Origin of the sequence: Pseudomonas sp. PDM32 (assembly GCF_019219225.1) — a bacterium.
In the GTDB taxonomy this organism is placed as follows: Bacteria; Pseudomonadota; Gammaproteobacteria; order Pseudomonadales; family Pseudomonadaceae; genus Aquipseudomonas; species Aquipseudomonas laurylsulfatiphila.
The window spans coordinates 19,839-43,808 of record NZ_JAHUWE010000019.1 but is presented as its reverse complement, the minus strand read 5'-3'; the positions used below and the strand labels follow the sequence as shown (position 1 = coordinate 43,808).

Below are 23,970 nucleotides of genomic sequence, written 5' to 3'. Positions count from 1 at the left end.
CGCTCTACCCGACGCAGGCATCGCGGCCGGGTGACATCTTTTACGATGCAGAAAACAGGTTATGCATCGATTATGCAATCGGGCATTTGTCTTCTGCGAAAATAACCAGCACTATGCGCGGTATGCACAAACGCAACGTATCTACTGTCTTAAGAGCATTGCTCGACCAGCACGGTATCTCCCCCACGGAGCTTCACCGTCGTACCGGCGTGCCTCAATCCACGCTCTCGCGCATTCTCAGCGGGAAGATCGTCGATCCTTCGGATAAACATATTTCGAAGATCGCCGAGTACTTCTGCGTGAGTACCGACCAATTGCGAGGTCGTGCGGACGTCGCGGCTGCCGCCAATGCCGGGCGCGCTCCTGTGCATTCGGAACTCAAGGATATAAGCCTGTGGGACGACGATACCCCTGTCGATGACGACGAGGTGTCGGTCCCCTTTCTTCGCGAGGTTGAATTGGCCGCAGGATCGGGAAGATTTGTCATCGAAGAAAGCGAGCGCTCTAGCCTGCGCTTCGGCAAACGTAGCCTGCGCCATAACGGCGTACAGTTCGACCAGGCCAAGTGCGTGACAGTGCGGGGCAACAGCATGTTGCCGGTACTGCGTGACGGGGCGACGGTCGGTGTGAATGCCGGCAAGTGCGGCATAGGCGATATCGTTGACGGCGACCTTTATGCAATCAATCACAACGGACAACTTCGGGTGAAGCAGCTGTATCGCCTGCCGACCGGGATTCGCCTGCGCAGCTTCAACCGCGACGAACATCCGGACGAGGACTACAGCTTCCAGGAAATCCAGGAAGAGCAGATCGTCATCCTCGGTCATGTTTTCTGGTGGGGCATGTACGCCCGCTGACAATCGCTCTACTCGCTAAAACCCGCTCACGAGCGGGTTTTTTTTCGCCTGCCAAAAACACGTCATGACCTGTGCGGCTGGGGCTTTCATGCGTTAACGCAAAACAAATGCATAAATAAATGCATTTGTGCATTGACTGTATATGCATCCATGCATATTCTTTGTCTCAAGCCGCTCGACAAAGCAGCTCGAAACGAAGCTCTTTAGTTCCACCACACAGGCAGCGATGAACCGGCCTTAACGGTTCAGAGGGTTGGCAACTGACCCGGGTGTGCAGCGTAAAGCACCAGAAGCAGTTATCCGGCGGGCAGGGACCGCGGTCGGAGGAACAATTTGAATCGATCCGTACCGCGCCAGTAGCGCCGAACGATCAACGCGAAGGACCGCATTACTGAAAAGCCCGGCTCACACCGGGCTTTTTGGAATGCCTACCTGAAAAAGGAAAGCGTTTGCCCCTTACACAACATTCATCAATCACCCCGGGAGGCGTGACATGACAAACGAGCAACAAGCGTTGCTGGACATGCCGATCTGGCTCGTCATCGTCCTCGCCTTGCTGGGCGGGGTGTCCGGCGAAATGTGGCGCGCCGACAAGGAGGGCGCCCGCGGCTGGTCATTGCTGCGACGCCTGGCCTTGCGCTCAGGGGCCTGCATGATCTGCGGGGTCTCGGCAATCATGCTGCTGTATGCCGCCGGCGTGTCGATCTGGGCGGCGGGGGCTTTTGGTTGCCTGACGGCGATGGCCGGGGCGGATGTGGCCATCGGGCTTTATGAGCGTTGGGCGGCCAGGCGAATAGGCGTCTGTGAAGTGCCAGCCCGTGATTCTCGTCCCGACCAACAGTGAAATGGCTGGCTGATCGAGCTCGCCGAAATAAGAACAGGACGTCCAATATGCCCTCCATCATCGAAAAACCTTCACAGTTTTTGGCCGCCATTGCCTTGGCGCTGAGCAACTCGGCACTCGGTATAAACGTCGGAAGTCATGAGGACTTCACGGACGTCGGCGAACAACCGTGGGTCCTGATCACCATTGAGCGTGACGCACCTGGCTGCCCTGCCAGTGATGGGCGTATCGCTCATGTATTGACGATCTCGCTGCAAGTTATTGCGCAAGCCATGCAGGCTGGCTCCGGATTGGCCGCTTGTGATTTGGCCAGTGCACTCAAGGATCTGGCCACGGATAACCGCTGGGGGCTGCCGAAGGATCAATGCGACCTGCCGCTGAACCTCGACGCCATACCTTCAATCCTGATCCGCGAAACACGGCAATACCCGACCTGGACCCTGTCCTTTAGCCAGGCGCTATACCTCGGTCCACTTCTGCTGGACGACCCGCTGGGCACTCCGAAGTTTGCCTGTACCTGGGAAGTCTCGAACATCGACGACCCGGATCAATACAAGGAACTGGAGGGCTGAGCCATGTTCGATTCGCTTTTACATCTACAGCTTGGCCCGATCATTGAGCGTCTGGCTGAGATGGAGACTGAGTTTGAGGATCTCTACCGGCGTACTGACAGTCTGTGTCGTGTTGGTGTGTGCCAGGAGGTCGATCCGGTCGGCAACACTTGCAGAGTCAGGCACGGTGAACTGTTGACGCCGGCCATCCGCTTTTTCAACCCCAGTGCGGGGGGGCAAAGTGAGACGCGAATACCGTCCGTTGGCGAGCAATGCCTGTTACTCAACCACGGCGGTGGTGAAAGCAGCGCCCAATCCGTTGCGTTGTTCGGGCTGACCAGCAATCAGTTTCCCCCTGTCTCGACACAGGCATCGCTGACGCGTCGCCTCTATCGGGACGGCACTGAAAGCAGCTACGACGACGTCAGTCATGCCCTGCACTGGAAAAATGCCCCGGCGCTGCTGACCGCCTCTCGCGAAGTGCTCGAGTTGAAAATCGGCCCGGCGCGAATGGCGATGACTTCTGAATCCATTGAACTGCAACTGGGTGCGACGGGGATGCGACTCGACGCTTCCGGTGTGCACCTGAGCGGCCCCTTGGTAGATCACCAGGGTCGTGTCATCAGCCCTGCATAAAGAGTTTCCCCATGATTGGAATCGATCGTAATACAGGCGCGGCGGTCGACGACTGGCCTCAATTTGTACAGCGCGCAACCCGCGCGCTGACCACGCCGTTGGGTACACGTCAGAAGCGCCCTTTGTATGGCTGCGCCATCCCGGATTTATTGGGGCAGAACCTCGGTGACGACTTGTTGATCCTGGCCCAGAGCCATGCCGCGCAAGCGTTTTACAACCATCAGAACGGCATCGGAGATTTTCAACCAGATGTCATTGTCGCCAGTCGCCAGGGGGCGGGGTTGATGTTGCGTTTCTCTGGCACGTGGAAAAACCGTAATCAAACCTTCGAGGTGGTGACATGAGCATGTTGATACCGGGGCAGAACCAGTTGTCGGAGCCGGCAATCGTCGCCGTCGACGCTTTTGAGGATCTGCTCGCAGAGTTCAAGACGTTTGTCGTCGAGTACGTGGGTGCCCGCTCCCCCGAGAGTGCGGCAATGCTCAAACTCAGCCTTGAGAATGAAAGCGAACTGCTGACTCTGGCGTTAGAGGCGTTTTGCGTGCGTTTGCAACTTCACGAACGCAAGTACAACGCACGGATCAAGCAGATGCTGGCGTGGTGGGCTACCGGCAGCAATCTCGATGCCCGCCTCGCAGACATGGGCCTTGAACGCCAATTGCTGGATCCTGGTGACCCGCTGGCGTTTCCGCCGGTGGCCCCAGTGTATGAGAGCGACGACGATGCCCGGTTACGTTACTACCTGGCACCCCACGCACCGGCCGCCGGTTCGCGGATGCAGTATCGCCGGGAAGTATTCACCCTCGGCGAGCGGCCATCAGTGAGGGTGGAAACGGCAACCGCGGGTGAGGTAACTGTTACGTATAGCTTCGCCCCGGACGGCTATGCCGCGCAGATCAAGGACGGTAATGGACGACGCACTGCTCCCGGCGAAGTGATGGTCACGGTGCTTTCGCGGGAGGGCGATGGTACGGCCAGCGACGATTTGCTCGAGGGTGTACGCCAGCACTTTTCTCGCCCTGATGTGCGGCCGGAGACCGATCGGGTCACCGTCCAGGGTGCGCATATCCAGAACTACAAGATCCGCGTGGTTGCCAGGATCAACGCCGGCCCTGATTCGGGGCTGACGAAAGCCGCTGCGCAACAGCAGCTGCAAGTTTATGCCGACAGTTGCCATCGCCTCGAAGGACGGGTCGATCCGAGCTGGATCGACTACACGCTGCATAACGCCGGGGCGGTTCAGCTGGAGATTCTGGAACCCCTCGAGCCGATTGTGACGACGGCCTTTGAGGCGCCTTATTGCACGGGTGTCGAGGTGGAGGTGCTCACCCTATGAGTGATCCAACGCTTCGTATGAGCCTGTTGCCGGCCAACAGTTCACCGTTGGAAAGGGCCCTCGATCTCGGCTTCGGTGTTTTGCTTGATCGCATTGCACCGCCGTTCCCCGAATTGATGAACCCTGCTGCGACGCCCTTGGCGTTTCTGCCTTACCTCGCGGCGGACCGGGGTGTCAGCGAGTGGAACGCTGAGGCAGTAGAGCTGGAAAAACGGTTGACGGTGGGGCTTGCCTGGCCCACCGCCCGGCAGGCCGGCACGCGGCAGGCGCTGGAAAACGCCGCCAAGGGCTTGCGCTTGATGCCTGAGGTGCGTGCCTGGTACGAACAGACGCCACCGGGTACGCCCTACAGCTTTTCCGTCAGGGCTTTTACCGATCAACCCTACAGCGAAGAGATCGACGCACGTCTGGACCGACGCCTGGCGGACGCCAAAAGCGAACGCGACAGCGTGTCGGTATCGGTCGGCTTGAGTGCCTTTGGCAGCCACGTCATCAGCGCGACGACCGTCTGCGGGGAGCTGGCGACGGTTTATCCGATTGTCATCGAAGGGCTGGAGGCATCGGGTAAAGCCTTTATGGCCGCCGGTCTCTACACCGTTGAAACATCCACTATTTATCCTCAGGGGGCCTGAATGGCTGACTATTACACCCTGCTCACCAATGCAGGGATTGCTTACGAAACCGCCTGCAAGGCCGCGGGCATTCCTATCAGGCTGTCGCAGATATCGGTCGGTGACGGCGGCGGCATGGTCTACAACCCGGCGGCGACCGCCACGGCGCTCAAGCGCGAAGTGTGGCGCGGGCCACTCAATGCTTTGTTCCAGGACGAAAAAAATCCGAGCTGGCTGCTGGCCGAGGTGACCATCCCGTCGGAGGTGGGTGGCTGGTATGTGCGGGAAGCGGGGCTGTGGACGGACACCGGGATTCTTTACGCGATCGTCAAATACCCGGAGTCGTTCAAGCCGATTCTGGCGACCTCGGGTTCGGGGAAAGAGTTTTACATTCGCTCGATTTTCGAGACCAGCAATGCTTCGCTGGTGACGCTGTTGATTGACGATACAGTGGTTAAAGCGACGCGAGCCTGGGTCGCGGACTATGTAGCGGCAGAGCTGGGCAAGCTTGATGCCAAACAATCGGTACGAGTGGCAACCACAGCCAACATCGCTTTGACTGGCGCTCAAATGATCGATGGTGTGGCTGTTGTCGCGGGCGATCGTGTCCTGGTCAAGAGTCAGACCCTGGCAAAGGACAATGGCATATGGGTCGCGGCTGTGGCGGGCTGGGCCCGTGCAAAGGATGCCGATTCAAGTGCGGACGTAACGTCAGGGCTGACGGTCTCTGTTGAGCAGGGGAGCAGCAATGCCGATACGATCTGGCAACTGGTCACCGATGGCGTGATTGTTCTCGGCACCACGGCCCTGACCTTTCAGAACGTGACCCAAGGATTTGCACCGATCGACTCGCCAGCGCTGATCAGCCCTACAGCGAATACGCCGGCGCAATTCGACAACTCGCAGTTGTTGATCAACTCGGCCTATCTGAGACGTCGCGGCGTGGAGTTTGGCGAATACACCAACTACTCCACGTCCACGGTCATGACACTGGCGGACGTCGGTAAACTTGCGTCCTTTGCGGTTACTGGAACGGCGACAGTGACCCTTCCTGTCGGTGGAGGTGTCATTCCGCGAGGTGCGATGGTCTACCTCGTGTGCGGCCAGGGAGCACTCACCGTCACTTCGGGCCCTGGCGAGATCATCGATGCGGTGAACTATCTGGGGAACATTTCGCTCGTGCAAGGAGATACGGCGGAGTTTGTCCGGGTTGGGAATTTGTGGCGTTTGATTGGCGGCTCTGCCGCACTCAAGTATGCCGGCATCATGTCGGGTCCGAACTGGACAACGCAACCGTTGTTCGACGACTCCAAAGCTTTCGCCACAACAGAGTTTACCCGGCGCAGCCAAGGTAACTATCGCGGTTTTACCAGCCTGACCGCAGCCACGACGCTAACCACCGCGGCGGTCGGGACGATCGTAACGGTGATCGGGTCGTTCCAGGTCACGCTGCCCGCGGCCAATGCGCTTGCGGCTGGCGGCGCGATCAACTTTCGAAACAGTGGCAGCGGGGTGGTCACGGTCGTCTGTGCGGGGACCGACAACATCAACTGTGGCAATGGGCAGATCGCCTCTATAGTGCTTCAACCGGGGAGCGAGCTCGAGCTGGTCAGCAACGGCACCTCCAGCTGGTGGGCGTCGGGGTCCGCCCAGCTGCAGTATTCCGCGGTATTGGCAAACACACCTCCGCGCTTCGATAACACCAAAAAACTGGCGACAACCGAATGGGCTAGAACGAGAGGGTTCGAGCTGGGTGGTTTCTATTCGTTCACCAACGCGATGACCGGTATTGCGGCGCACTTGGGGGGGATGGTTCACGCCTTTGGCAGTGGTCCTGCGTCATACAGTATCCCTGACTCCGCGGCCAACGGAGTTCTGCCTGGCTGCACTATTCGTTTGCAGAACTGGTCAGTGGCGAACCTGACCCTGGTCACCCAGGGCACAGACAAAATGCAAGAGAGTCTCGTCGTGGCGGCCAGTTCCGCGAGTCGTTCCATTCCCCCTGACACTTACATCGATATCACCTGCATCGGCAGTGGGATCTGGTTGCTGTTGGGGACTGGGGTCGCTGGCAAGACGACTCCGTTCGGTGCGTTGATGGAGGCCAATGGATACCGAAAAGACCCCTCGGGTGCTCTGGAGCAATGGGGCGTTATCCCACCCATTGCTGCCGGTGGTTCGGTGGTACTCACATTTCCGATTGCGTTTCCGAACGGACCGGTAGGCCTCTCTGCAGTCGGAGGGGCAACTGCTTCGGGTATACCTGGAGTCAACTGCCAGACTCTCTCGGCTACTCAAATGCGTTTTTGGAATCAATCGGCGACGGTAGCCACTCAGACTGGTGGTTATCGAGTCATAGGTTACTAAGGGGAATTTATGCTGGCTTCAAAATCTACCTGTGGTTTTTATGACCCTTTTTTTCATACGTCGATACCTGACGACGTGGTGGAAATTTCCGCTGAAACTCATGCAGAACTGTTGGCTGGGGAGTCGCAAGGCAAAGTCATTACTTGGGGTGATGATGGTTATCCTGAGTTGATGGATGCGCCGCCGCCCTCTTCGGCGCAAGTCGCTGCAATTGAGCGTGTCTGGCGTGACGGACAGCTCGCCGCTACTGACGGCGCTGTAGCTCGCCACCGTGACGAAGTGGAAAGTCAGGTGGCAACCACCTTGAGCGCGGAGCAGTTCCGAGCATTGCAGACATACCGCCTACAGTTGCGCGATTGGCCTCAAAGCGCTGAGTTTCCCATGGAGGCAGGCCGTCCGGTTACACCTCCTTGGCTGTCCGGCCAGGTTCAATAAACGCCCCGTACCGTCGGGGCGTTTTCTTATCCGCTAATCAACACCCAATCTGCCCCTTCCTCGAAAAAGGGGCTTTTTTGTTTATGGAGAAACAGAAATGACAGAACGCCAAACGTACACCGTGCTCCGTCCATTCCCTATAGGGGGTGGGCACTGGTCAAGCATCGGCCAGGAACTGAAATTGCTCGATGTGGAGGCCAGCGCGTTGCGCAGCGCCGGTCGCCTCGAACGGAAGAAAAACGAGGCGGAAGAATCGACCGCCGAATCCAACCCGGCCAAAAAGGCCGTTACAAAGAAGGCTGAATAATATGGCTGAGGTTCTGAACTTCGAACACAACGGCATTAGCGTCAATGCCTCCGAATCCCCCGAGGCCATGGGTGGCCTGGGTGATAACGTCATCGGTCTGATCGGCACCGCGCCGAAGGCCGATCCGCTGATTCCGCGCAATGCGCCATTTCGCATCAACAGCTTCACCACCCAGGCACTGCTCGATCCAACCGGCGCCGAAGAAGGCACGCTGTTTCATGCAGTTTTCCAGATCCTCAAAGTGGTCAAGGTGCCAGTCTACGTGGTCATCGTCGACGAGGGCACAACCCCGGCCGACACGCTGAACAATGTGATCGGCGGCGTCGATCCGCTGACGGGTCGCAAGCTCGGTCTCGCTGCACTCAGCGGCGTGCCAGAAGACCTGACCATCATCGGCGCACCGGGTTTTACCAGTACCAAGGCGGTCGCCAGTGAGTTTGCCTCATTCGGCAAGCGCATCAAGGCGCGTGTGGTGCTCGACGGCAAGGATGCCGCCGTTGCCGATCAGGTGACTTACAGCCAGGAACTGGGCGGTGCGGAGCTCGGTTTCGATCGATGCCTGCTGGTGCACAACATGCCATCGGTCTACTCCAAGGCAGCGAAGAAAAACGTGTTCCTGTCGCCTTCGAGTCTGGCCATCGCTGCGCTGGCCAAGGTCAAGCAATGGGAAAGTCCGGGCAACCAGGTGACCTTCGCCGAGGACGTTTCCCGGGTCGTGGAATACAACATCCTCGATAACTCCACCGAGGGCGATCTGCTCAACCGCTATGGCATCAGCTACTACGCCCGCACGGTCCTCGGCGGCTTCTCGCTGCTGGGTAACCGCTCCATCACCGGCAAGTTCATCAGCTATGTCGGCCTCGAAGATGCGATCAGCCGCAAGCTGGTGGCAGCCGGCCAGAAGGCCATGGCGAAAAACCTGACCAAGTCGTTCATGGATCAGGAGGTCAAGCGCATCAATGACTGGCTGCAAACCCTGGTCGCCGACGAAACCATTCCAGGGGGCAGTGTTTACCTGCACCCGGAATTGAACAGCGTCGAGAAGTACAAGAACGGCACCTGGTACGTGGTCATCGACTACGGCCGCTACGCGCCGAACGAACACATGGTTTATCAACTCAATGCCCGCGATGAAATCATCGAGCAGTTCCTGGAGGACGTTCTCTAATGTTTACCAACCGTGTAAGACAGGCCATCGCGGCCACCCTGCAAGGCCTGCCGTTGTCGGCGACCGTGAATGAATTCACCCCGCCGAAGATCGAGTTCGAAGTGGAACCGATGACAGGCGGCCGCTTTATCGTCGAGGAAATGGTCAAGAGCGGCAAAGTGCTGGGTGCCAAGCTGGTCCTGCAAGGTGCCGGACCGGAAATCATGCTGGCGCTGGGCGTGAAGATGGGCGAAGACATCCTGCTGAATGTGCGTGAAGCCGGTCAGGACCAGGACGGCAATACCTGGTTCACCTACCACACCGTCGGCGGCAAGCTGAAGTCCCTGGATGCAGGCGTAGTGAAAATGGGCGATAAACCCACAACCACGCTGGATTTGTCCTGCCGCACCTATACCCGTCTGGAAAACGGCATCCCGGTGATCGACATCGACGTGCGCACCCAGAAGTTCATGCTCAACGGCGTCGACATCCTGGGCGACGCCCGTCGGGCGGTATTGCTGCCGTAACACCTCGCTGAACTTCCCCCATGCCGCCTTCACCCGTCGGTTCGCCGACCTGCTGCGGGCGGCTTTCCTGATTCTTCAAGGAATTCATGCCATGTCATGGACACCCCCCAAACATATCCTGTTGTCGCCAATCACCGGTGACGATGGTGCACAGATCGCGCAAGTCCAGCTCAAACCGTTGTACTACGCGGCACAGAAAGAAGCCCTGGCCCGTGCCGGTGATGATGAGGATGACCAGTTCTTCGAGCTGGCATTGCTGGCCACCGGGTTGTCGGCGAAGGAACTCGACCAACTCAAACGCCCGGACTACGTGAGCATCGCGCAATACGTTCATCAAATGTCGACCTTGCCGTCCTCGCACTTCCTGGCACAAGGCGAAGACGCGACAAAACCGTCGGCCTCCCCCGATGAAGTGACCCTGCTGCAACCCCTCGCGGCAGCGGGGCGAACGCTGGCTTCATTGACCCTGGAAATGCCGGTGCTGCGCGCGACCAAGGCGATGAAGAAACTCAAGACGGCCAAGGAACGCGCCGAATTCATCACTGCCCACTGCACCGGCCTGATGCTTCCCGACCTGGCCTCGCTGGCCGTGCCCGACTGGACCCAGCTGCAGGTGCGCATCGACGATTTTTTAAACAAACCGGCGGACTTCTTTCGGAGCGCGACATCGAAGTAATCCTCGATGTGGTGCCTCTCATTTACCCGGTAAGTGAGGCGGAGATTCTGGAGTGGGACGCTGGCAAGGCATTACGCCGCTACGACATCGCGATCACTCGCCTTGGCGTGAAACAGGAGTAGAGCGGGATGGCAGAGAGTAAATATTCGCCGCTCGATGCGCAGATCGATCGCATTGAGCGACCGCAACTCGGCAGCGCGACTGAAGTACCGGGACTTGTCAGTTTCAATGAGCCTTATGCCGAACTGAGCCTGGCATTGACCGCCGCCAGCGTTGATATCCGGTTGCTGGTGGCAGAGCAAGGAAAACTCCGCGAAACGCTGGCGTCGTTGAACGGCGCCCTGGTGGTGCAGCAATCGTTGCCCGATGCAAATACCTCGGTGCCAGCTGCCGTGAGTGAGTCGAAGTCAAAGCTCAACGCTGAGGTCGAACAGCGTTCCCCGCCAGACTTACTCAAAACGGCAATGGCGAATGAGCTGGCGATGGTTGAACTCAATCAGGTGCTGAAACTGGACGACGCCCACTTGCAGGCATTGTCGCAAGTCATCCAGAAAATGGCCACCGACAAGCAGGTCGCTGTCGGTGGGGTAACGGTGGCTCAACTGGCCCAGGTTGGGCTGGCGGCCGTGAAAGGGGGCATAGGTAAAGGCTCCGATTCTGCAAATCAACAGAGTGAGCTGCTGAACTTCACCCGTGACAGTGCAGTGACGGCCTCGGCGTTCAAGCTCGATGTCAAGGCCGCCAGCGAGATGCTGTTGGGCTGGCGTGCTTCGATGAATCTGGATCGGGGACAAATCCAGAGCCTGGCAGATGCGACCAATCACTTGGGCAACAGTGGCCTTAATACCAACGCAGCTGATATCGGCTTTGCGGTGCAGCATTCTGGCGCCGAGGGCATCGCTTTGGGTTGGTCGCCTGAACAGGTCGCGGCGCTTGCGGCGGCGTTCTTGAGTAGTGGTACAGACAAGGCCGGCGTTGGTGTGGCCTTGAAAAGTTTGACCACAGGGTTGGCCAAGGGAGACGCGGCTTCACCTGAGCAGCGTAAAGCCTGGACAGAACTGGCCCCCAAATTTAATCCCACGATGGTCGCAGATGGCCTGCGCAGTAACCCGGCCGATACCATTGATGAGGTTCTTAACGCGCTGAAGAAAAAAACTGTGCTGGAACAGCAGTCGCTTACCAAGACACTGTTTGGCGACAACGCCGGGGTTCTGGACCTGCTGAAAAATCCGGAAGATGTTCAAAAGGCTCTGTTGTCGGTGTCCGCGAGGAACAAAGACGGGGCGTTCCCGGTATTTACAGGCTCCGTGGCGCGAACCGTCGAAGCGCTGGAAGATACTTCGCAAGGGCGCTGGAATGCACTGGATGCGAGTAAGAACCGCTTGTTCGCGGCGGGCGGCAACGCATTGGCACCGGTGACTGACGGTTTGATGGTGTCGATCACTGCATTGGCTGGAGGCTTGGCTGATGTTGCTGAAGCACAACCCAAAACCACCGCAGGGTTACTGGTTCTCGCTGGGGCCATTGCATTGGCGCGTGGCGCTGAAATCAAGGTTGCAATGGCCTCGGCCATCACGGCTGCGGCGACCAGGCTTTTGGTCCTGGCCGGTGCGCGAGAAATTCCTGAACTGACGGACCCAGCGGTTGATGCGAAGGAACAACGCCGTAAAAGCAAGAGAAGGAATAAAGGTGCCGGCCAGGGCTCTGGCAAAAGCGCGGTGAAAACCACAAGCAAGTCAATGCCGGAAAGTCCTTCCAGACTGCCTCCCATGTCTACAGAGAGTCGGCTGCTGAGTGCGACCAGAATGGGCTCGGCGGTCACTAAGCGGGTCGCACCACTGATGCTGTTCAGTGCTGGTTACGATGTCGCCAAAGGCTTGCTGGCGGGTGACACCCAAGCGGTCGGCGGGGCGTTGGGTTCTGCCGGTGGCGGTTTGGCGGGGACCTACGCTGGCGCTGCTGCCGGCGCAATGATCGGCAGTGTGGTGCCTGTTCTGGGGACGGCAGTTGGCGGGGTGATCGGTGGTTTGCTGGGCGGTATGGCGGGCAGTTGGGGGGGCGAATGGCTGGGTGAAAAAATTGTTTCCACCACCGATCGGCTCGCGGCCCCGGATCAAGTCAGTAAAAGCATCAGCGATTCCCAGACAACCCATCAGCAAAACAACTTGACCGCGAACATCTACATCAACGGTCAGGATCAGGCCAGTGCCAGCCAATTGGCCAACCTGGTGGTTCAGCAAATCACCGGACAATTCGGGCTGATGACCCTGCCTAACTCACTCGCGATGCGAAGCGACGCGGCCCTGACCGATGGAGGTACGTAATGCGCCAGCAAATGGTCCTGGGCAGTTTCATTTTCGGCCTGTCCAGAAATTTTGCCTACAGCACCCTGCTACGCAAGTCGGACGGTGGCTGGACGAACATCGATATCCTCACCAGCAAACCCAAAACCACGCAGACCGGCCAGGGCCTGCAAACCCTGACGATCACCGGCAAGTCGATGTACGCGACCGCCATGGATCGACTCGATGAATTGCGCGCCTTGCAGGCCTTACGCACGCCGTTGCCATTGGTGGATGGCATTGGCCGTAACTGGGGCCTGTGGCGGATCAGCAGTCTGTCGGAAACCCAAAACAACATCATCGATGACGGCACCGCGATGGTGGTCGACTGGGTGATTGAATTGATGGAGTTCGCCAATGCGTAGGGTTCGAAGCATCGCCGGTGATTCGGTGAATCTGTTGTTGTACCGCGAGCTTGAACGTTTTGACGACGCTGCCGAGGAAGCGCTGTGGCGTCTTAATCCGGAGCTTGCCGAGCACGCTGCGATTCTGCCGGCAGGGGTGTGGGTTGTTCTGCCGGAGGTGGACTCAAAACCCGTTTCACCCACACCGGTTTCGGCCTGGGATTAAGGAGGTAGCATGTCACTGGGTTTCACGCCAGCGGTGGAAATCTACGGCGCCAATGCGGTGCTGCTCAACGAACGCTTGCTCAATTGGCAACATGTCGACGCGGCGGGCATCGAGTCCGATCAACTGACACTCTCGATTGATCTGCAAGGTCTTGAAGGGTTGCCCGACCTGGGCGGAAAAATCGGCCTGCGGGTGGGTTACCTGGAGTCGGGGCTGGTCGATAAAGGAGAGTTCGTCATTACCCGGCGTACGCCAACCCTGTTCCCCTTGCGCCTGACGCTGGTGGCCACGGCTGCGCCGTTCAGTGCGGCGGATCAAACCGGGTTCAAACAGCGTCGATCGGTCAGCCACGGGCCTACGACCCTGGGAGCGCTGTTTCGACAATTGACCTCCAGGCACGGATTTTCCCCGCGTGTGGCCCCGGATCTGGCGCTGATTAAAATTGCGCACATTGATCAGTCCAATGAAACGGACATGGGGTTTTTGACCCGGTTGGCCTACCTGCACGACGCTGTCGCCAAACCGTTCAACGAATTGTATGTGCTGGCGCGGCGGGGGCAGGTGAAATCGCTGTCGGGCAAGATTCTGGCGCCGGTAATACTGTCAGTGACCACCAACAATCATCCGGGAGACAACGCCTTTGTCTCTGCGACCCTGGATGAAACTGCCCGCGCCAAATACCAGGGTTGCAAGATCAGTTGGTGGGACGCAGCGGCGGGTAAAGAGCAAGTGGAGGAGAGTGGCATTGCGCCGTTCAAGACGCTGCGCAAGCGCTGTCAGGGTGCCGACGACGCTCGAGCTGCAGCGGAAGGTGAAGTGCGCCGGATGATGCGCGAAACGCTCAAGGTAAACATTGTTTGCCCGGGCAATCCGGCATTGGGCGCAGAGGGACTGGTGGTGCTGGATGACACTTGGCCTGACTTCATGCGAGGGCGCTGGTCGATCGACAAGGTCACCACCAGTGGAAGTCGAAAGGACAGCTATCGTTGCACGATTGCAGCGACCTGCCTGGCTTCTGCTTCGTAACACCGTGACTACACCGTTTATCAATCAATGAGGTCAAACCATGCCGCTGACTGAACGGCAACTTCTCAAAATCATGCCAGGCGCCCGCACCCAAGCGGGCGTTTTTATTTCTGCTCTCAACATTGCCATGGCTAATCACCGCATCAACACGCCCAAGCGCATCGCTGCGTTCCTCGCGCAAGTCGGTCATGAGTCCGGGCAGTTGCAGAACGTGCGGGAGTTGGGCAGCGATCAGTACCTGAGCCAGTACGATACGGGTTCCCTGGCTGTTCGCCTGGGCAATACCGCAGAACCTGACCGCGACGGCCAGAAGTACCGTGGACGCGGTTTGATTCAGGTCACCGGTCGCAACAACTACCGTCAATGCAGCCTCGGCCTGTTCGGCGACGAACGCCTGCTGGCCGCGCCTGAACTGCTCGAGCAACCGCAATGGGCTGCTGAATCCGCTGCGTGGTATTGGGCGCAAAACGGTCTGAACGAATTGGCCGATCGCGACCAGTTCAACAGCATCACCCGCCGTATCAACGGCGGTTTGAACGGGCTACAGGATCGCTTGCAGCTATGGGCGCGGGCGAGGGCAGTGTTATGTCAGCCTTCGGTTTGATTTCGGCGCCTTACCAAACGGCCGTCAGTGTTGTTTTACTGGTGGTGCTGGCGGGCGGCTCGGCGGCGCTGGCCTGGCGTATTCAGGATTGGCGCTATGCGGGGCAACTGGAGGAACAGGCCAGGTTGCACCATGAAACGCTGAATCAACTGACCCTGGTTGCTCAAACCCAGAGGCAGGCGGAGCAGGACAGGCGCCTCTCCCTGGAGCAGCAATTGTCCACCAGTGAAAAAAAACATTACCGAGTGCTAAGCGATGTTCAACGTGATCAGGATCGCCTGCGCGATCGTCTTGCCACTGCTGATCTGCGCCTGTCAGTCCTCCTCGATGCAGGCGATGTTGCCCCCGACCGTGCAGTGCCAGGCACCTCCGGCCCCGGCAGCGTGGATCATGGCGCCGTACGCGCCCGACTTGACCCGGCGCATGCTCAACGAATTATCGCCATCACCGACGCCGGCGACCGCGGACTGATTGCCTTGCAGGCTTGTCAGGCTTATGTCAGAGCGCTTGCGCACTAACATTTTGATCGGTCCTGTCGCTTGCAAGTGCAGTCTGCTGGTGTACGGTTAACCCATCCCGCCCCTTCAGGAGATGACCGTGAAAGTAATTACCCAGCTCGCCGCTGACCTTGGCAGGCAATTGCAGATTCTCAATGCCCACGTTTCCACGGCCGAGTCCTGCACCGGAGGCGGGATTGCCGAGGCGATCACCCGTATTCCGGGCAGCTCGGCGTGGTTCGAGGCCGGTTACGTCACCTATTCCAATCTGCAGAAGAACCTGCAACTGGATGTTCCTGTGGAGTTGTTCACCACGGTGGGGGCGGTCAGCCGCGAGGTAGTCGAAGCGATGGCCAGGGGCGCGCAGGAGAAAAGTCGCGCGTATTTTTCCGTGGCGGTCAGTGGCGTAGCCGGGCCGGACGGAGGTTCGCCGAGCAAGCCGGTGGGGACGGTTTGGCTGGCCTGGGGCGTGGGCGAGCGAGTGTTCAGCGAGTTGCAACACTTCGCCGGTGACCGTGACGAGGTGCGCCGACAAACGGTGAAGGCCGCGCTAGAGGGGCTGCTGCGCTATGCCGCGGCAGAAATCTCAAATCAGGGGTAGGCGATCCGGAATCGCTGTGGAATAATACTGGCTACTTATACAGGTGTTGGCCGTCAGGCCTTATTGATTACGTGAGGACTTTAATGGACGACAACAAGAAGAAAGCCTTGGCTGCGGCCCTGGGTCAGATCGAACGTCAATTCGGCAAGGGTGCCGTAATGCGTATGGGCGATCAGGACCGTCAGGCGATCCCGGCCATTTCCACTGGCTCTCTGGGTCTGGACATCGCTCTCGGCATCGGCGGCCTGCCAAAAGGCCGTATTGTTGAAATTTACGGTCCTGAATCTTCCGGTAAAACCACGCTGACCTTGTCCGTGATCGCCCAGGCTCAAAAAGCCGGCGCGACCTGCGCATTCGTCGACGCCGAACACGCCCTCGACCCTGAGTACGCCGGCAAGCTGGGCGTCAACGTCGACGACCTGCTGGTTTCCCAGCCGGACACCGGCGAGCAGGCCCTGGAAATCACCGACATGCTGGTGCGTTCCAACGCGGTTGACGTGATCATCGTCGACTCCGTGGCCGCCCTGGTGCCAAAGGCTGAAATCGAAGGCGAAATGGGTGACATGCACGTGGGCCTGCAAGCCCGCCTGATGTCCCAGGCACTGCGTAAAATCACCGGTAACATCAAGAACGCCAACTGCCTGGTGATCTTCATCAACCAGATCCGCATGAAGATCGGCGTGATGTTCGGCAGCCCGGAAACCACCACCGGTGGTAACGCGCTGAAGTTCTACGCATCGGTTCGTCTGGACATCCGTCGTACTGGCGCGGTGAAGGAAGGTGATGAAGTCGTCGGTAGCGAAACCCGCGTCAAGGTCGTGAAGAACAAGGTAGCTTCGCCGTTCCGTCAGGCCGAGTTCCAGATTCTTTACGGCAAGGGCATCTACCTCAACGGTGAGATGATCGACCTGGGTGTTCTGCACGGTTTCGTCGAGAAGTCCGGCGCCTGGTATGCCTATGAGGGCACCAAGATCGGTCAGGGCAAGGCCAACTCGGCCAAGTTCCTGGCGGACAACCCGGAAGTCGCGGCAAAGCTGGAGAAGCAACTGCGTGACAAGCTCCTGTCCCCGGCATCGGTAGCAGACGCGAAAGCTTCTGCGGTCAAAGAGACCGAAGACGACCTGGTTGACGCTGATATCTGATCGAAGCGATGACCGTCGTACTCGATACAATCGTCGCGGTGCGGCGAACCGCAATGGACCTGCTCGCACGACGCGAGCACGGTCGAGTCGAGCTGACGCGTAAACTGCGTCAGCGCGGCGCCCTCCCTGAAATGATCGAAACAGCACTCGACCGGTTGACGGAAGAGGGGTTGTTGTCTGAAACCCGTTACCTCGAAAGTTTTGTTTCCTACCGCGCCCGTTCCGGTTATGGCCCTTTACGCATTCGTGAAGAGTTGAGCCAGCGCGGCCTGCAACGCATCGACATTGAACTCGCCCTGCGTGAGAGCGGTATCGACTGGCAGGAGCAACTGACCGACACCTGGCGACGTAAATTCTCCGGGCAATTGCCGGCAGATGTCCGGGAGCGAGCCAAACAAGGCCGATTCCTGGCGTATCGGGGATACTCCATGGAAATGATCAACCGCCTGTTCAGCGGTCGAGGGATGGACGACTGAACTGAAACGGCCCGCTATTTCGATAGCGGGCCGTTTTTTTATGCCTCACGTAACCTTTGACGGCTCCCGCGTGCGTTGTTGTGCATGGGGTTTTGATTGTGCCCAGTTTTCCGGCAGGTTGATGTAGTCCACCAGTTCGCGCAGGCGGCCATGATTGCGGGCGTTGAAGTTGAAGACCAGTCGCGCCAGATGGCTGAATTCGGCTTCGTCGTGTTCCTCGCCGCTGTAAGTATGCTGATGGAAATGATCGCTCAGGCGCAGGTCGGCGAAAGCCTCCTGCATGTATTCGAGTGCCTGGTCGTTGAGTGAGTGATTCATGCGAATCAGGAATTGATGCTTGAGCCAGCGACTGGAGTGGAAGTTGCTGTAGAACTGGTTGATGTGCTCTACCGCTTCTTCGACGTTGTAGACCAGCCTCACCAACTTCATGTCAGTGGGCAGGATGTAATGGTTTTCCTCCAGTTGCTGGTGAATGAAGTCCAGTGCGCCTTGCCAGAATTTTCCGCCCGGCGCGTCGAGCAGCACCACGGGCACCAATGGGCTTTTGCCGGTCTGAATCAGCGTCAGCACTTCCAGGGCTTCATCCAGCGTGCCAAAGCCGCCCGGGCACAGCACCAGGGCATCGGCTTCCTTGACGAAGAACAGCTTGCGGGTGAAGAAGAAATGGAAGGGCAGCAGGTTGGTCGTGCCGTCGACAGTGGGGTTGGCATGCTGCTCGAAGGGCAGGGTGATGTTGAACCCCAGGCTGTGTGTCAGGCCGGCGCCCTCGTGGGCGGCGGCCATGATGCCGCCACCGGCGCCCGTAATGACCATCATGTCAGAGCGCGCCAGAGCGGCGCCGAGTTCCCGGGCCATCCTGTAGAGCGGGTGTTCCATGGGGGTACGGGCCGAGCCGAAAACAGTGACCTTGCGCCGTCCCTTGAATTGTTCGAGCACGCGGAAGGCCTGTTCCAGTTCGCGCAGGGCTTGCAAGGTGATTTTGGCGTTCCAGCGGTTATGGTCTTCCTGGGCCATGCGCAGCACGGTCAGGATCATGTCACGGTAGATCGGAATGTTCGGGCTGTTGGGTGAAATCAGCTTGAGTTGTTCTTCGACCTTGCTGAGGAGGTCGTGGCCGCTTTCTTCGAAATGACGGCTCAGGAGGTCATTCGGTTGGTAAGGCATTCAACTTCTCCTTCTGCACAGAACCCTCGGCCCGACAACGTACGCCGGTGCCACGACACTTCATGTGTCGCTGTCTGCCCAGGCCCATGCCTGGGCGATCTAATTGACCCGAAAGGCATCGGATCATCCAAACAGGTTCTGTTTTTCCCTTGGATGAAAGAAACAATCGCACAACACGGCAAGCGACGGCCAGCCCCCTTTCCAGCCCTGAAAAAGTGAAGGTGGATACCTGAAATCTAGACCTTCACAATGATTTGCGCTGTTTGATCATTGCGCCACAACGTCTTTGCTGGCAACCGCTTATTGACGATTTGCAAGGTGGTTTCACCGCTCGTCTGAACAGGCGTCGCATGGGCCGCACTCTGATTTACTAAGTTACAGGTGCCACACGACAACTTTGCGTCAACGGCAGGGCGCACGGTACATGCAGTTCAAGGATTTAATCGCTCAAACATGAGTGAAGTGCAGGGAGGCGGGAAACCATGGCCAGAGTCGTTCTGGAGGTCGATACGCAACTGTATCGATTGTTGAAGTCGTCAGCCGAGGCCAATCATTTGAGTCTCGAAGAGGAGTGCTGCCGGCGTTTGCGTGGCGGCGAACGCCGTTCGCATTACTTGCAGGCGCTGCTGGCAGAATTGCGCGCCGAAGATGAACAGCGGCGCGCCAATTCCCGGTGATTACTTTTTCTTCTTGGCCGGTTGCAGGCAATCCGATTCCTGGAAGCTGGCGGAGCCGACCGGACGGTTGGTCTTCACCTCGGTGAAGTCGTAACGCATGATCGCGCCCTTGGCCATCAGCTTGCGAAACCCTTCGTTTCTGCAGACAGAAGCGCCCAACTGGAAGTACACCGCCTTCGGGTCTGCACGCATTTTGTCGGCGTGACTGCTCTGCACACTCAGGTGGTTGATCAGCTGTTTGCCTTCAACGGTGTAGCCTTGATCGAGAATGTCTTCGTTGATCGCTCGTGGAGTGCCGACGCTGCTCTGGGTGGCGACGTTTTGCAGCATTTTGTTCAGTTCCGTGTCTTTCAAGGACGCAGCCTGGGCATTGAGGGACGACGCCAGCAAAATGGCCGCGGTAGGAACGATAAGGCGCAGCATGAAACTCTCCTGGTTCAGTGATGGGGTTTTGACCCGTCACGTGACTGTGCGTTCAGTGGCGGCGAATTATAGGGGAGGCGGGCTGGACGGTACAGGCTTGCGCCGGGCGGTCTGGTAAACTGCTGGCACTTTTTACCCTGTCGAGTGTGTTTCGTGTCGAGTTTCCTTCTCTGTGGGCGTTGCCCGCTATGAGTCCCATCCCCGCGCGCATTGCCTTGAATGCAGTAGCCCGCTTGCGCGATCAGCGTGAGGAGGAGGGCATCAAGCCGATTCAGGCCCGCGGCTGGCGTGCGCCGCGTTGCCGTGGCTGCCGGGTGATCGAGAGTCATTGCCTGTGCGCATGGCGTCCGCAGGTCGCGACCCGCTCCGGCGTGTGCCTGATCATGACCAACAAGGAAGTGTTCAAACCAAGCAACACCGGTTGGCTGATCGCCGACGTGGTCCCTGACAACCACGCCTTCATCTGGTCCCGTACGGAGGTCGATCCGAAGTTGCTGGCGCTGTTGTCCGACCCGCAATGGCAGCCCTACCTGGTGTTTCCGGGTGAATATGTCGAACCTGAGCGGGTGACAAACAGTGTGGATGTCGATGGCACGAAGCGTCCGTTGTTCATTTTGTTGGACGCGACCTGGACCGAGGCGCGAAAGATCTTTCGCAAGAGCCCCTATTTCGATCGATTGCCGATCCTCAGTCTGCTGCCCGAAAAACTCTCGCGCTACCGGTTGCGTCGCTCGACCCGCAGCGAGCATCTGTGCACGGCGGAAGTGGCGGCGCTGTGTCTCGACCTTGCGGGCGATGTCGACGCAGCCTCGGCGCTGGATGCCTACTTTGATGTGTTCAGTCAGCATTACCTCGACGCCAAACATCAGTTGGACATGAACGTTTCGACCCCGGCGCATGCCGAGTTGATGCCCTATGTCCAATCGGTCACTCCTTTTATGGACTGATTGTCGCTCATACTGCAATAAACTGTACCGGGCATGCTGCTTGACCACCCCGGCTTCGCTGGGCATGCTTGGCGCCGATCAGGGTGCGGCCAACGTTTGCAATGGCGTTTCTTGCGTTGAACGTGCCTGGTCAGCGCAGCTCCATGGCTGTGCCTTGAGGTGCTTTGGCGAGGTCCGAATGCATCGGGCGTCCCATGAAAAACAGGATCATTTGAAAAATGGCCACATACGAAATCCTGATTGCCGATGATCACCCACTGTTTCGTAGTGCCTTGCATCAAGCGTTGACCCTGGGCCTTGGCCCGGATGTCCGTCTGGTGGAGGTGGCGAGCATTGCCGAACTGGAAGTCCGCCTGACGGAAAAGTCCGACTGGGATCTGGTATTGCTGGACCTGAACATGCCAGGGGCCTACGGTTTTTCCGGACTGGTCCTGCTGCGCGGTCAGTACCCGCAGATTCCGGTGGTCATGGTCTCGGCCCAGGAAGAGCCGACCATCATGGTCAAGTCCCGTGAGTTCGGCGCCAGTGGCTTCATTCCCAAATCCAGCGACTTGAGTGTGATCCAGAAAGCCGTGCGAGCGGTCCTCGATGGCGATGTGTTCTGGCCACCGCAGGCGTTCGAAGCGGTCAGCGTCTCGGCAGAGGCCAAGGCGGCCAGCGAAGGACTTGCCAGCCTGACGCCGCAGCAATTCCGTGTACTGACCATGGTCTGCGAAGGCTTGCTGAACAAGCAGATCGCCTACGAGTTGAGTGTTTCCGAGGCGACTATCAAAGCGCACGTGACCGCGATTTTCCGTAAACTGAATGTACGGACCCGGACCCAGGCTGCGCTGCTCTTGCAACAACTTGAGTCAACTTCCAGCCATTAAAGGCTGGCGGCTTCACGCTTTTTTGACTTTGGTTGAACTAGCTTTCCCACTTCCTTTTTTGTCAGTTGCCCACTCTATGTCACCTTTCAAAGGCCAGACCGGTCTGAAACGAATCCTCAATGCCTCCGGTTATTCGCTGGACGGCCTGCGCGCAGCCTTCACCGGCGAAGCCGCCTTTCGGCAACTGGTATTGCTCAACGTCATTCTGATTCCCTTGTCGTTCTTCCTGAATGTCAGCCGGGTCGAACAGGCGTTGTTGATCGCGGTATGCCTGTTGGCGTTGATCGTCGAGTTGCTCAATTCGGCCGTGGAAGCGGCTATCGACCGCATTTCCCTTGAACGGCACCCGCTCTCCAAGAATGCCAAGGACATGGGCAGTGCCGCCCAGTTCGTGGCGTTGAGCATGATTGCCCTGGTGTGGGCGGTCATCCTGCTCTAAGCGATCGTCGGCAGTACGATCTCGTCGCTGCGCTGAACCCCGGCGGTGAAGGCGCGGCACAGGTCGAGGAATTCGCGCATCGCCGAGGTCTGATATTTCTGTTTATGCCAGATGAAATAAAACTGTCGCGCCAGATCCAGATCCGGCGTCTCGACAGGCACCAGGCTGCCGCGGCGGAATGCGTCGCGCAAAGCCAGCCGGGAAATGCAGCCAATCCCCAAACCTGATTCCACCGCGCGCTTGATCGCTTCGGTGTGCTCAAGCTCCAGGCGGATATTCAAGGAAGAGCGGTGATGACGCATGGCTTGATCGAAGGTCAACCGTGTGCCGGAGCCCTGTTCGCGCAAGATCCAGGCTTCGTGGCTCAACTCGTCCATGGTGGCCGTGCCGCGTTTGGCCAGCGGATGCTGAGGGGCGCAAAACACCACCAGTTCGTCCTCGACCCAGCTTTGCACTTCGATGTCCGGGTGACTGCAGTCGCCTTCGATCAGACCCAGGTCAATTTCATAGTGGGCCACCTGTTGCACAATGTTGGCAGTGTTCTGCACGTGCAGCTTCACCTGGCTTTCCGGATGGCGCTGCATGAAGCTGCCGATCAGCAGGGTGGCCAGGTAATTGCCGATGGTCAGGGTCGCGCCCACGGCCAGCGAGCCGAAACCGGATTTGCCGTTGAGCAGGTCTTCGATTTCCTTGGCCTGGTCCAGCAGGGCGACCGCTTGCGGCAATAGTTGTTTACCGAGGGCGTTCAGGCTCAGCCGTTTGCCGGCGCGGTCGAACAGTTGGCAGCTGCACTGGCGCTCCAGTTCGGTGATCGAGGTGCTCGCCGCCGATTGCGAGAGGTTGAGCAGGCCCGCAGCACGGGACACGCTTTCCTGCTGAGCGACGGCGACGAATACTTGAAGTTGACGGAGAGTAAATCGCATATCGATATAACCGATAACCCTTATCTTAATAATCCATTTAACAGATATTGTCTCTGCCTTTAGAATGCGATGCAATTGCGCAGAGCTGGCTTTCTTGCAGAGCACACCGAACACGCGCAGACCAATCTCCAGGAGTCCCACGTACATGAGCAACATGAACCACGAGCGTGTCCTCAGTGTTCACCACTGGAACGACACTCTGTTCAGCTTCAAGTGCACCCGTGATCCGGGCCTGCGCTTCGAGAACGGTCAGTTCGTGATGATCGGCCTGCAACAGCCCAACGGCCGCCCGCTTATGCGCGCTTACTCGATTGCCAGCCCGAACTGGGAAGAGCATCTCGAGTTCTTCAGCATCAAGGTGCCTGATGGTCCGCTGACTTCGCAGTTGCAGCATCTGAAGGAAGGCGACGAGATCATCATCAGCAAGAAGCCTACCGGCACGCTGGTACTGGATGACTTGAAGCCTGGCAAACATTTGTACCTGCTCAGCACCGGTACCGGTCTGGCGCCGTTCATGAGCGTCATCCAGGACCCGGAAACCTACGAGCGTTTCGAAAAAGTGATCCTGTGCCACGGCGTGCGTTACGTCAACGAAGTCGCTTACCGCGAGTTCATCACCGAGCACCTGCCGCAGAACGAATTCTTCGGTGAAGCGCTGCGTGACAAGTTGATCTACTACCCGACCGTGACCCGCGAGCCGTTCGAGAACGAAGGTCGCCTGACCGACCTGATGCGCAGCGGCAAGCTGTTCAGCGACATCGGTCTGCCTCCGATCAACCCGCAGGACGACCGCGCCATGCTGTGCGGCAGCCCGAGCATGCTCGACGAGACCAGCGAAGTGCTGAACAGCTTCGGCCTGAAGGTTTCGCCGCGGATGCGCGAGCCGGGTGACTACCTGATCGAGCGTGCGTTCGTAGAGAAGTAAGCAACCTGCATCATTGAAAAGCCCGCGCTGCCTCAAGGCAACGCGGGCTTT

The 23,970-nt window shown here is 58.4% G+C and carries 30 protein-coding genes; 27 read left to right on the top strand and 3 right to left on the bottom strand.

All coding sequences use genetic code 11. The annotated features are described in order from the left end of the window. Positions 1-122 precede the first annotated feature (122 nt). The 22 genes from KW846_RS28260 to recX all read left to right on the top strand — a co-directional run bounded on the left by KW846_RS28260 (position 123) and on the right by recX (position 17,552). Positions 123-857, top strand: coding sequence for an XRE family transcriptional regulator (locus KW846_RS28260; protein WP_218486271.1), 735 nt, complete (start codon positions 123-125; stop codon positions 855-857). 493 nt (positions 858-1,350) lie between these two features. After that, positions 1,351-1,701 carry a phage holin family protein gene (locus KW846_RS28255; RefSeq protein ID WP_007971119.1) on the top strand — a complete coding sequence of 117 codons (351 nt, stop codon included), beginning with the start codon at positions 1,351-1,353 and terminating at the stop codon, positions 1,699-1,701. Between the two features lie 47 nt (positions 1,702-1,748). After that, positions 1,749-2,273, top strand: coding sequence for a hypothetical protein (locus KW846_RS28250; protein WP_218486270.1), 525 nt, complete (start codon positions 1,749-1,751; stop codon positions 2,271-2,273). A gap of 3 nt (positions 2,274-2,276) precedes the next feature. Continuing rightward, positions 2,277-2,888 carry a phage baseplate assembly protein V gene (locus KW846_RS28245; RefSeq protein WP_218486269.1) on the top strand — a complete coding sequence of 204 codons (612 nt, stop codon included), beginning with the start codon at positions 2,277-2,279 and terminating at the stop codon, positions 2,886-2,888. Between the two features lie 11 nt (positions 2,889-2,899). Continuing rightward, positions 2,900-3,232: a hypothetical protein gene (locus KW846_RS28240; protein ID WP_007971123.1), complete on the top strand. Its 333-nt coding sequence runs from the start codon at positions 2,900-2,902 to the stop codon at positions 3,230-3,232. Beyond that, positions 3,229-4,224 (top strand): baseplate J/gp47 family protein, encoded by a 996-nt coding sequence (locus KW846_RS28235; RefSeq protein WP_218486268.1) that lies wholly within the window; start codon positions 3,229-3,231, stop codon positions 4,222-4,224. The genes KW846_RS28240 and KW846_RS28235 overlap by 4 nt, the downstream gene beginning before the upstream one ends. Beyond that, positions 4,221-4,856, top strand: a complete 636-nt coding sequence (locus KW846_RS28230; protein ID WP_218486267.1) for a phage tail protein I — start codon at positions 4,221-4,223, stop codon at positions 4,854-4,856. The genes KW846_RS28235 and KW846_RS28230 overlap by 4 nt, the downstream gene beginning before the upstream one ends. Continuing rightward, on the top strand, positions 4,857-7,202 hold the full coding sequence (locus KW846_RS28225) for a phage tail protein (RefSeq protein WP_218486266.1): 2,346 nt from the start codon (positions 4,857-4,859) through the stop codon (positions 7,200-7,202). It abuts the gene before it with no gap. A gap of 9 nt (positions 7,203-7,211) precedes the next feature. Next, entirely contained in the window at positions 7,212-7,637 is a 426-nt protein-coding gene (locus KW846_RS28220) for a phage tail assembly chaperone (RefSeq protein WP_218486265.1), read from the top strand. Between the two features lie 97 nt (positions 7,638-7,734). Beyond that, positions 7,735-7,944 carry a hypothetical protein gene (locus KW846_RS28215; RefSeq protein ID WP_218486264.1) on the top strand — a complete coding sequence of 70 codons (210 nt, stop codon included), beginning with the start codon at positions 7,735-7,737 and terminating at the stop codon, positions 7,942-7,944. 1 nt (position 7,945) lies between these two features. After that, on the top strand, positions 7,946-9,112 hold the full coding sequence (locus KW846_RS28210) for a phage tail protein (protein ID WP_218486263.1): 1,167 nt from the start codon (positions 7,946-7,948) through the stop codon (positions 9,110-9,112). After that, complete coding sequence (locus KW846_RS28205; RefSeq protein ID WP_218486262.1) at positions 9,112-9,618, top strand: phage major tail tube protein; 507 nt, start codon at positions 9,112-9,114, stop codon at positions 9,616-9,618. Before KW846_RS28210 ends, KW846_RS28205 begins: the two co-directional genes overlap by 1 nt. 91 nt (positions 9,619-9,709) lie before the next feature. Further along, entirely contained in the window at positions 9,710-10,294 is a 585-nt protein-coding gene (locus tag KW846_RS28200) for a phage tail assembly protein (protein ID WP_218486261.1), read from the top strand. A 128-nt stretch (positions 10,295-10,422) separates the two neighbouring features. After that, entirely contained in the window at positions 10,423-12,618 is a 2,196-nt protein-coding gene (locus KW846_RS28195; RefSeq protein ID WP_218486260.1) for a phage tail tape measure protein, read from the top strand. After that, the gene (locus KW846_RS28190; RefSeq protein ID WP_007971137.1) at positions 12,618-13,001 is read left to right on the top strand and encodes a phage tail protein; all 384 of its coding nucleotides are present in this window, start codon (positions 12,618-12,620) and stop codon (positions 12,999-13,001) included. Before KW846_RS28195 ends, KW846_RS28190 begins: the two co-directional genes overlap by 1 nt. Next, entirely contained in the window at positions 12,994-13,206 is a 213-nt protein-coding gene (locus KW846_RS28185) for a tail protein X (RefSeq protein ID WP_218486259.1), read from the top strand. The genes KW846_RS28190 and KW846_RS28185 overlap by 8 nt, the downstream gene beginning before the upstream one ends. 9 nt (positions 13,207-13,215) lie before the next feature. After that, positions 13,216-14,232 (top strand): phage late control D family protein, encoded by a 1,017-nt coding sequence (locus tag KW846_RS28180; protein WP_218486258.1) that lies wholly within the window; start codon positions 13,216-13,218, stop codon positions 14,230-14,232. A 40-nt stretch (positions 14,233-14,272) separates the two neighbouring features. Then, entirely contained in the window at positions 14,273-14,836 is a 564-nt protein-coding gene (locus KW846_RS28175) for a glycoside hydrolase family 19 protein (RefSeq protein WP_218486257.1), read from the top strand. Further along, positions 14,818-15,354: a lysis system i-spanin subunit Rz gene (locus tag KW846_RS28170; RefSeq protein ID WP_218486256.1), complete on the top strand. Its 537-nt coding sequence runs from the start codon at positions 14,818-14,820 to the stop codon at positions 15,352-15,354. The genes KW846_RS28175 and KW846_RS28170 overlap by 19 nt, the downstream gene beginning before the upstream one ends. Before the next feature lie 79 nt (positions 15,355-15,433). Then, the gene (locus KW846_RS28165; RefSeq protein ID WP_007971146.1) at positions 15,434-15,934 is read left to right on the top strand and encodes a CinA family protein; all 501 of its coding nucleotides are present in this window, start codon (positions 15,434-15,436) and stop codon (positions 15,932-15,934) included. An 83-nt stretch (positions 15,935-16,017) separates the two neighbouring features. Further along, positions 16,018-17,076, top strand: a complete 1,059-nt coding sequence (gene recA, locus KW846_RS28160; RefSeq protein WP_007971148.1) for a recombinase RecA — start codon at positions 16,018-16,020, stop codon at positions 17,074-17,076. A gap of 8 nt (positions 17,077-17,084) precedes the next feature. Beyond that, positions 17,085-17,552 carry a recombination regulator RecX gene (gene recX / locus KW846_RS28155; RefSeq protein WP_218486255.1) on the top strand — a complete coding sequence of 156 codons (468 nt, stop codon included), beginning with the start codon at positions 17,085-17,087 and terminating at the stop codon, positions 17,550-17,552. Positions 17,553-17,597: 45 nt separating this feature from the next. On the opposite strand, the gene KW846_RS28150 is transcribed toward recX, so the two are convergent. Beyond that, positions 17,598-18,716: a TIGR00730 family Rossman fold protein gene (locus KW846_RS28150; protein ID WP_218486254.1), complete on the bottom strand. Its 1,119-nt coding sequence runs from the start codon at positions 18,714-18,716 to the stop codon at positions 17,598-17,600. A gap of 482 nt (positions 18,717-19,198) precedes the next feature. On the opposite strand from KW846_RS28150, the gene KW846_RS28145 reads away from it, so the two are divergent. After that, a complete protein-coding gene (locus tag KW846_RS28145) occupies positions 19,199-19,393 on the top strand; it encodes a hypothetical protein (protein WP_007971153.1) in 195 nt (64 codons plus the stop codon). Here KW846_RS28145 and KW846_RS28140 read toward each other — a convergent pair whose 3' ends face one another. Then, positions 19,394-19,816 (bottom strand): quorum-sensing-regulated virulence factor family protein, encoded by a 423-nt coding sequence (locus KW846_RS28140; RefSeq protein ID WP_007971154.1) that lies wholly within the window; start codon positions 19,814-19,816, stop codon positions 19,394-19,396. A 188-nt stretch (positions 19,817-20,004) separates the two neighbouring features. Here KW846_RS28140 and KW846_RS28135 point away from each other — a divergent pair, with 188 nt between their 5' ends. The 3 genes from KW846_RS28135 to KW846_RS28125 all read left to right on the top strand — a co-directional run bounded on the left by KW846_RS28135 (position 20,005) and on the right by KW846_RS28125 (position 22,071). Beyond that, a complete protein-coding gene (locus KW846_RS28135; RefSeq protein ID WP_218486253.1) occupies positions 20,005-20,763 on the top strand; it encodes a tRNA-uridine aminocarboxypropyltransferase in 759 nt (252 codons plus the stop codon). A 218-nt stretch (positions 20,764-20,981) separates the two neighbouring features. Continuing rightward, the gene (gene erdR, locus KW846_RS28130; RefSeq protein WP_007971156.1) at positions 20,982-21,632 is read left to right on the top strand and encodes a response regulator transcription factor ErdR; all 651 of its coding nucleotides are present in this window, start codon (positions 20,982-20,984) and stop codon (positions 21,630-21,632) included. A gap of 76 nt (positions 21,633-21,708) precedes the next feature. Continuing rightward, positions 21,709-22,071, top strand: a complete 363-nt coding sequence (locus KW846_RS28125) for a diacylglycerol kinase (protein WP_015093791.1) — start codon at positions 21,709-21,711, stop codon at positions 22,069-22,071. On the opposite strand, the gene KW846_RS28120 is transcribed toward KW846_RS28125, so the two are convergent. Beyond that, positions 22,068-22,994, bottom strand: coding sequence for a LysR family transcriptional regulator (locus KW846_RS28120; RefSeq protein WP_033047456.1), 927 nt, complete (start codon positions 22,992-22,994; stop codon positions 22,068-22,070). The genes KW846_RS28125 and KW846_RS28120 overlap by 4 nt on opposite strands. 145 nt (positions 22,995-23,139) lie before the next feature. Between KW846_RS28120 and fpr the strand changes: the two genes are divergently transcribed. Next, positions 23,140-23,919 (top strand): ferredoxin-NADP reductase, encoded by a 780-nt coding sequence (gene fpr, locus KW846_RS28115; RefSeq protein WP_003443014.1) that lies wholly within the window; start codon positions 23,140-23,142, stop codon positions 23,917-23,919. Positions 23,920-23,970 lie beyond the last annotated feature (51 nt).

What these genes read in the sequence shown, in the direction of transcription:
- KW846_RS28230 (WP_218486267.1), top strand. Translation starts at nt 4,221, where the DNA reads ATGAGTGATCCAACGCTTCGTATGAGCCTGTTGCCGGCCAACAGTTCA.
- KW846_RS28260 (WP_218486271.1), top strand. Translation starts at nt 123, where the DNA reads ATGCACAAACGCAACGTATCTACTGTCTTAAGAGCATTGCTCGACCAG.
- KW846_RS28250 (WP_218486270.1), top strand. Translation starts at nt 1,749, where the DNA reads ATGCCCTCCATCATCGAAAAACCTTCACAGTTTTTGGCCGCCATTGCC.
- KW846_RS28235 (WP_218486268.1), top strand. Translation starts at nt 3,229, where the DNA reads ATGAGCATGTTGATACCGGGGCAGAACCAGTTGTCGGAGCCGGCAATC.
- KW846_RS28220 (WP_218486265.1), top strand. Translation starts at nt 7,212, where the DNA reads ATGCTGGCTTCAAAATCTACCTGTGGTTTTTATGACCCTTTTTTTCAT.
- KW846_RS28210 (WP_218486263.1), top strand. Translation starts at nt 7,946, where the DNA reads ATGGCTGAGGTTCTGAACTTCGAACACAACGGCATTAGCGTCAATGCC.
- KW846_RS28225 (WP_218486266.1), top strand. Translation starts at nt 4,857, where the DNA reads ATGGCTGACTATTACACCCTGCTCACCAATGCAGGGATTGCTTACGAA.
- KW846_RS28150 (WP_218486254.1), bottom strand. Translation starts at nt 18,716, where the DNA reads ATGCCTTACCAACCGAATGACCTCCTGAGCCGTCATTTCGAAGAAAGC.
- KW846_RS28180 (WP_218486258.1), top strand. Translation starts at nt 13,216, where the DNA reads ATGTCACTGGGTTTCACGCCAGCGGTGGAAATCTACGGCGCCAATGCG.
- recA (WP_007971148.1), top strand. Translation starts at nt 16,018, where the DNA reads ATGGACGACAACAAGAAGAAAGCCTTGGCTGCGGCCCTGGGTCAGATC.
- KW846_RS28195 (WP_218486260.1), top strand. Translation starts at nt 10,423, where the DNA reads ATGGCAGAGAGTAAATATTCGCCGCTCGATGCGCAGATCGATCGCATT.
- KW846_RS28245 (WP_218486269.1), top strand. Translation starts at nt 2,277, where the DNA reads ATGTTCGATTCGCTTTTACATCTACAGCTTGGCCCGATCATTGAGCGT.
- KW846_RS28205 (WP_218486262.1), top strand. Translation starts at nt 9,112, where the DNA reads ATGTTTACCAACCGTGTAAGACAGGCCATCGCGGCCACCCTGCAAGGC.
- KW846_RS28240 (WP_007971123.1), top strand. Translation starts at nt 2,900, where the DNA reads ATGATTGGAATCGATCGTAATACAGGCGCGGCGGTCGACGACTGGCCT.
- KW846_RS28175 (WP_218486257.1), top strand. Translation starts at nt 14,273, where the DNA reads ATGCCGCTGACTGAACGGCAACTTCTCAAAATCATGCCAGGCGCCCGC.
- erdR (WP_007971156.1), top strand. Translation starts at nt 20,982, where the DNA reads ATGGCCACATACGAAATCCTGATTGCCGATGATCACCCACTGTTTCGT.
- KW846_RS28135 (WP_218486253.1), top strand. Translation starts at nt 20,005, where the DNA reads ATGAGTCCCATCCCCGCGCGCATTGCCTTGAATGCAGTAGCCCGCTTG.
- KW846_RS28215 (WP_218486264.1), top strand. Translation starts at nt 7,735, where the DNA reads ATGACAGAACGCCAAACGTACACCGTGCTCCGTCCATTCCCTATAGGG.
- KW846_RS28145 (WP_007971153.1), top strand. Translation starts at nt 19,199, where the DNA reads ATGGCCAGAGTCGTTCTGGAGGTCGATACGCAACTGTATCGATTGTTG.
- KW846_RS28120 (WP_033047456.1), bottom strand. Translation starts at nt 22,994, where the DNA reads ATGCGATTTACTCTCCGTCAACTTCAAGTATTCGTCGCCGTCGCTCAG.
- KW846_RS28255 (WP_007971119.1), top strand. Translation starts at nt 1,351, where the DNA reads ATGACAAACGAGCAACAAGCGTTGCTGGACATGCCGATCTGGCTCGTC.
- KW846_RS28125 (WP_015093791.1), top strand. Translation starts at nt 21,709, where the DNA reads ATGTCACCTTTCAAAGGCCAGACCGGTCTGAAACGAATCCTCAATGCC.
- KW846_RS28190 (WP_007971137.1), top strand. Translation starts at nt 12,618, where the DNA reads ATGCGCCAGCAAATGGTCCTGGGCAGTTTCATTTTCGGCCTGTCCAGA.
- KW846_RS28140 (WP_007971154.1), bottom strand. Translation starts at nt 19,816, where the DNA reads ATGCTGCGCCTTATCGTTCCTACCGCGGCCATTTTGCTGGCGTCGTCC.
- fpr (WP_003443014.1), top strand. Translation starts at nt 23,140, where the DNA reads ATGAGCAACATGAACCACGAGCGTGTCCTCAGTGTTCACCACTGGAAC.
- KW846_RS28200 (WP_218486261.1), top strand. Translation starts at nt 9,710, where the DNA reads ATGTCATGGACACCCCCCAAACATATCCTGTTGTCGCCAATCACCGGT.
- KW846_RS28170 (WP_218486256.1), top strand. Translation starts at nt 14,818, where the DNA reads ATGTCAGCCTTCGGTTTGATTTCGGCGCCTTACCAAACGGCCGTCAGT.
- KW846_RS28185 (WP_218486259.1), top strand. Translation starts at nt 12,994, where the DNA reads ATGCGTAGGGTTCGAAGCATCGCCGGTGATTCGGTGAATCTGTTGTTG.
- recX (WP_218486255.1), top strand. Translation starts at nt 17,085, where the DNA reads ATGACCGTCGTACTCGATACAATCGTCGCGGTGCGGCGAACCGCAATG.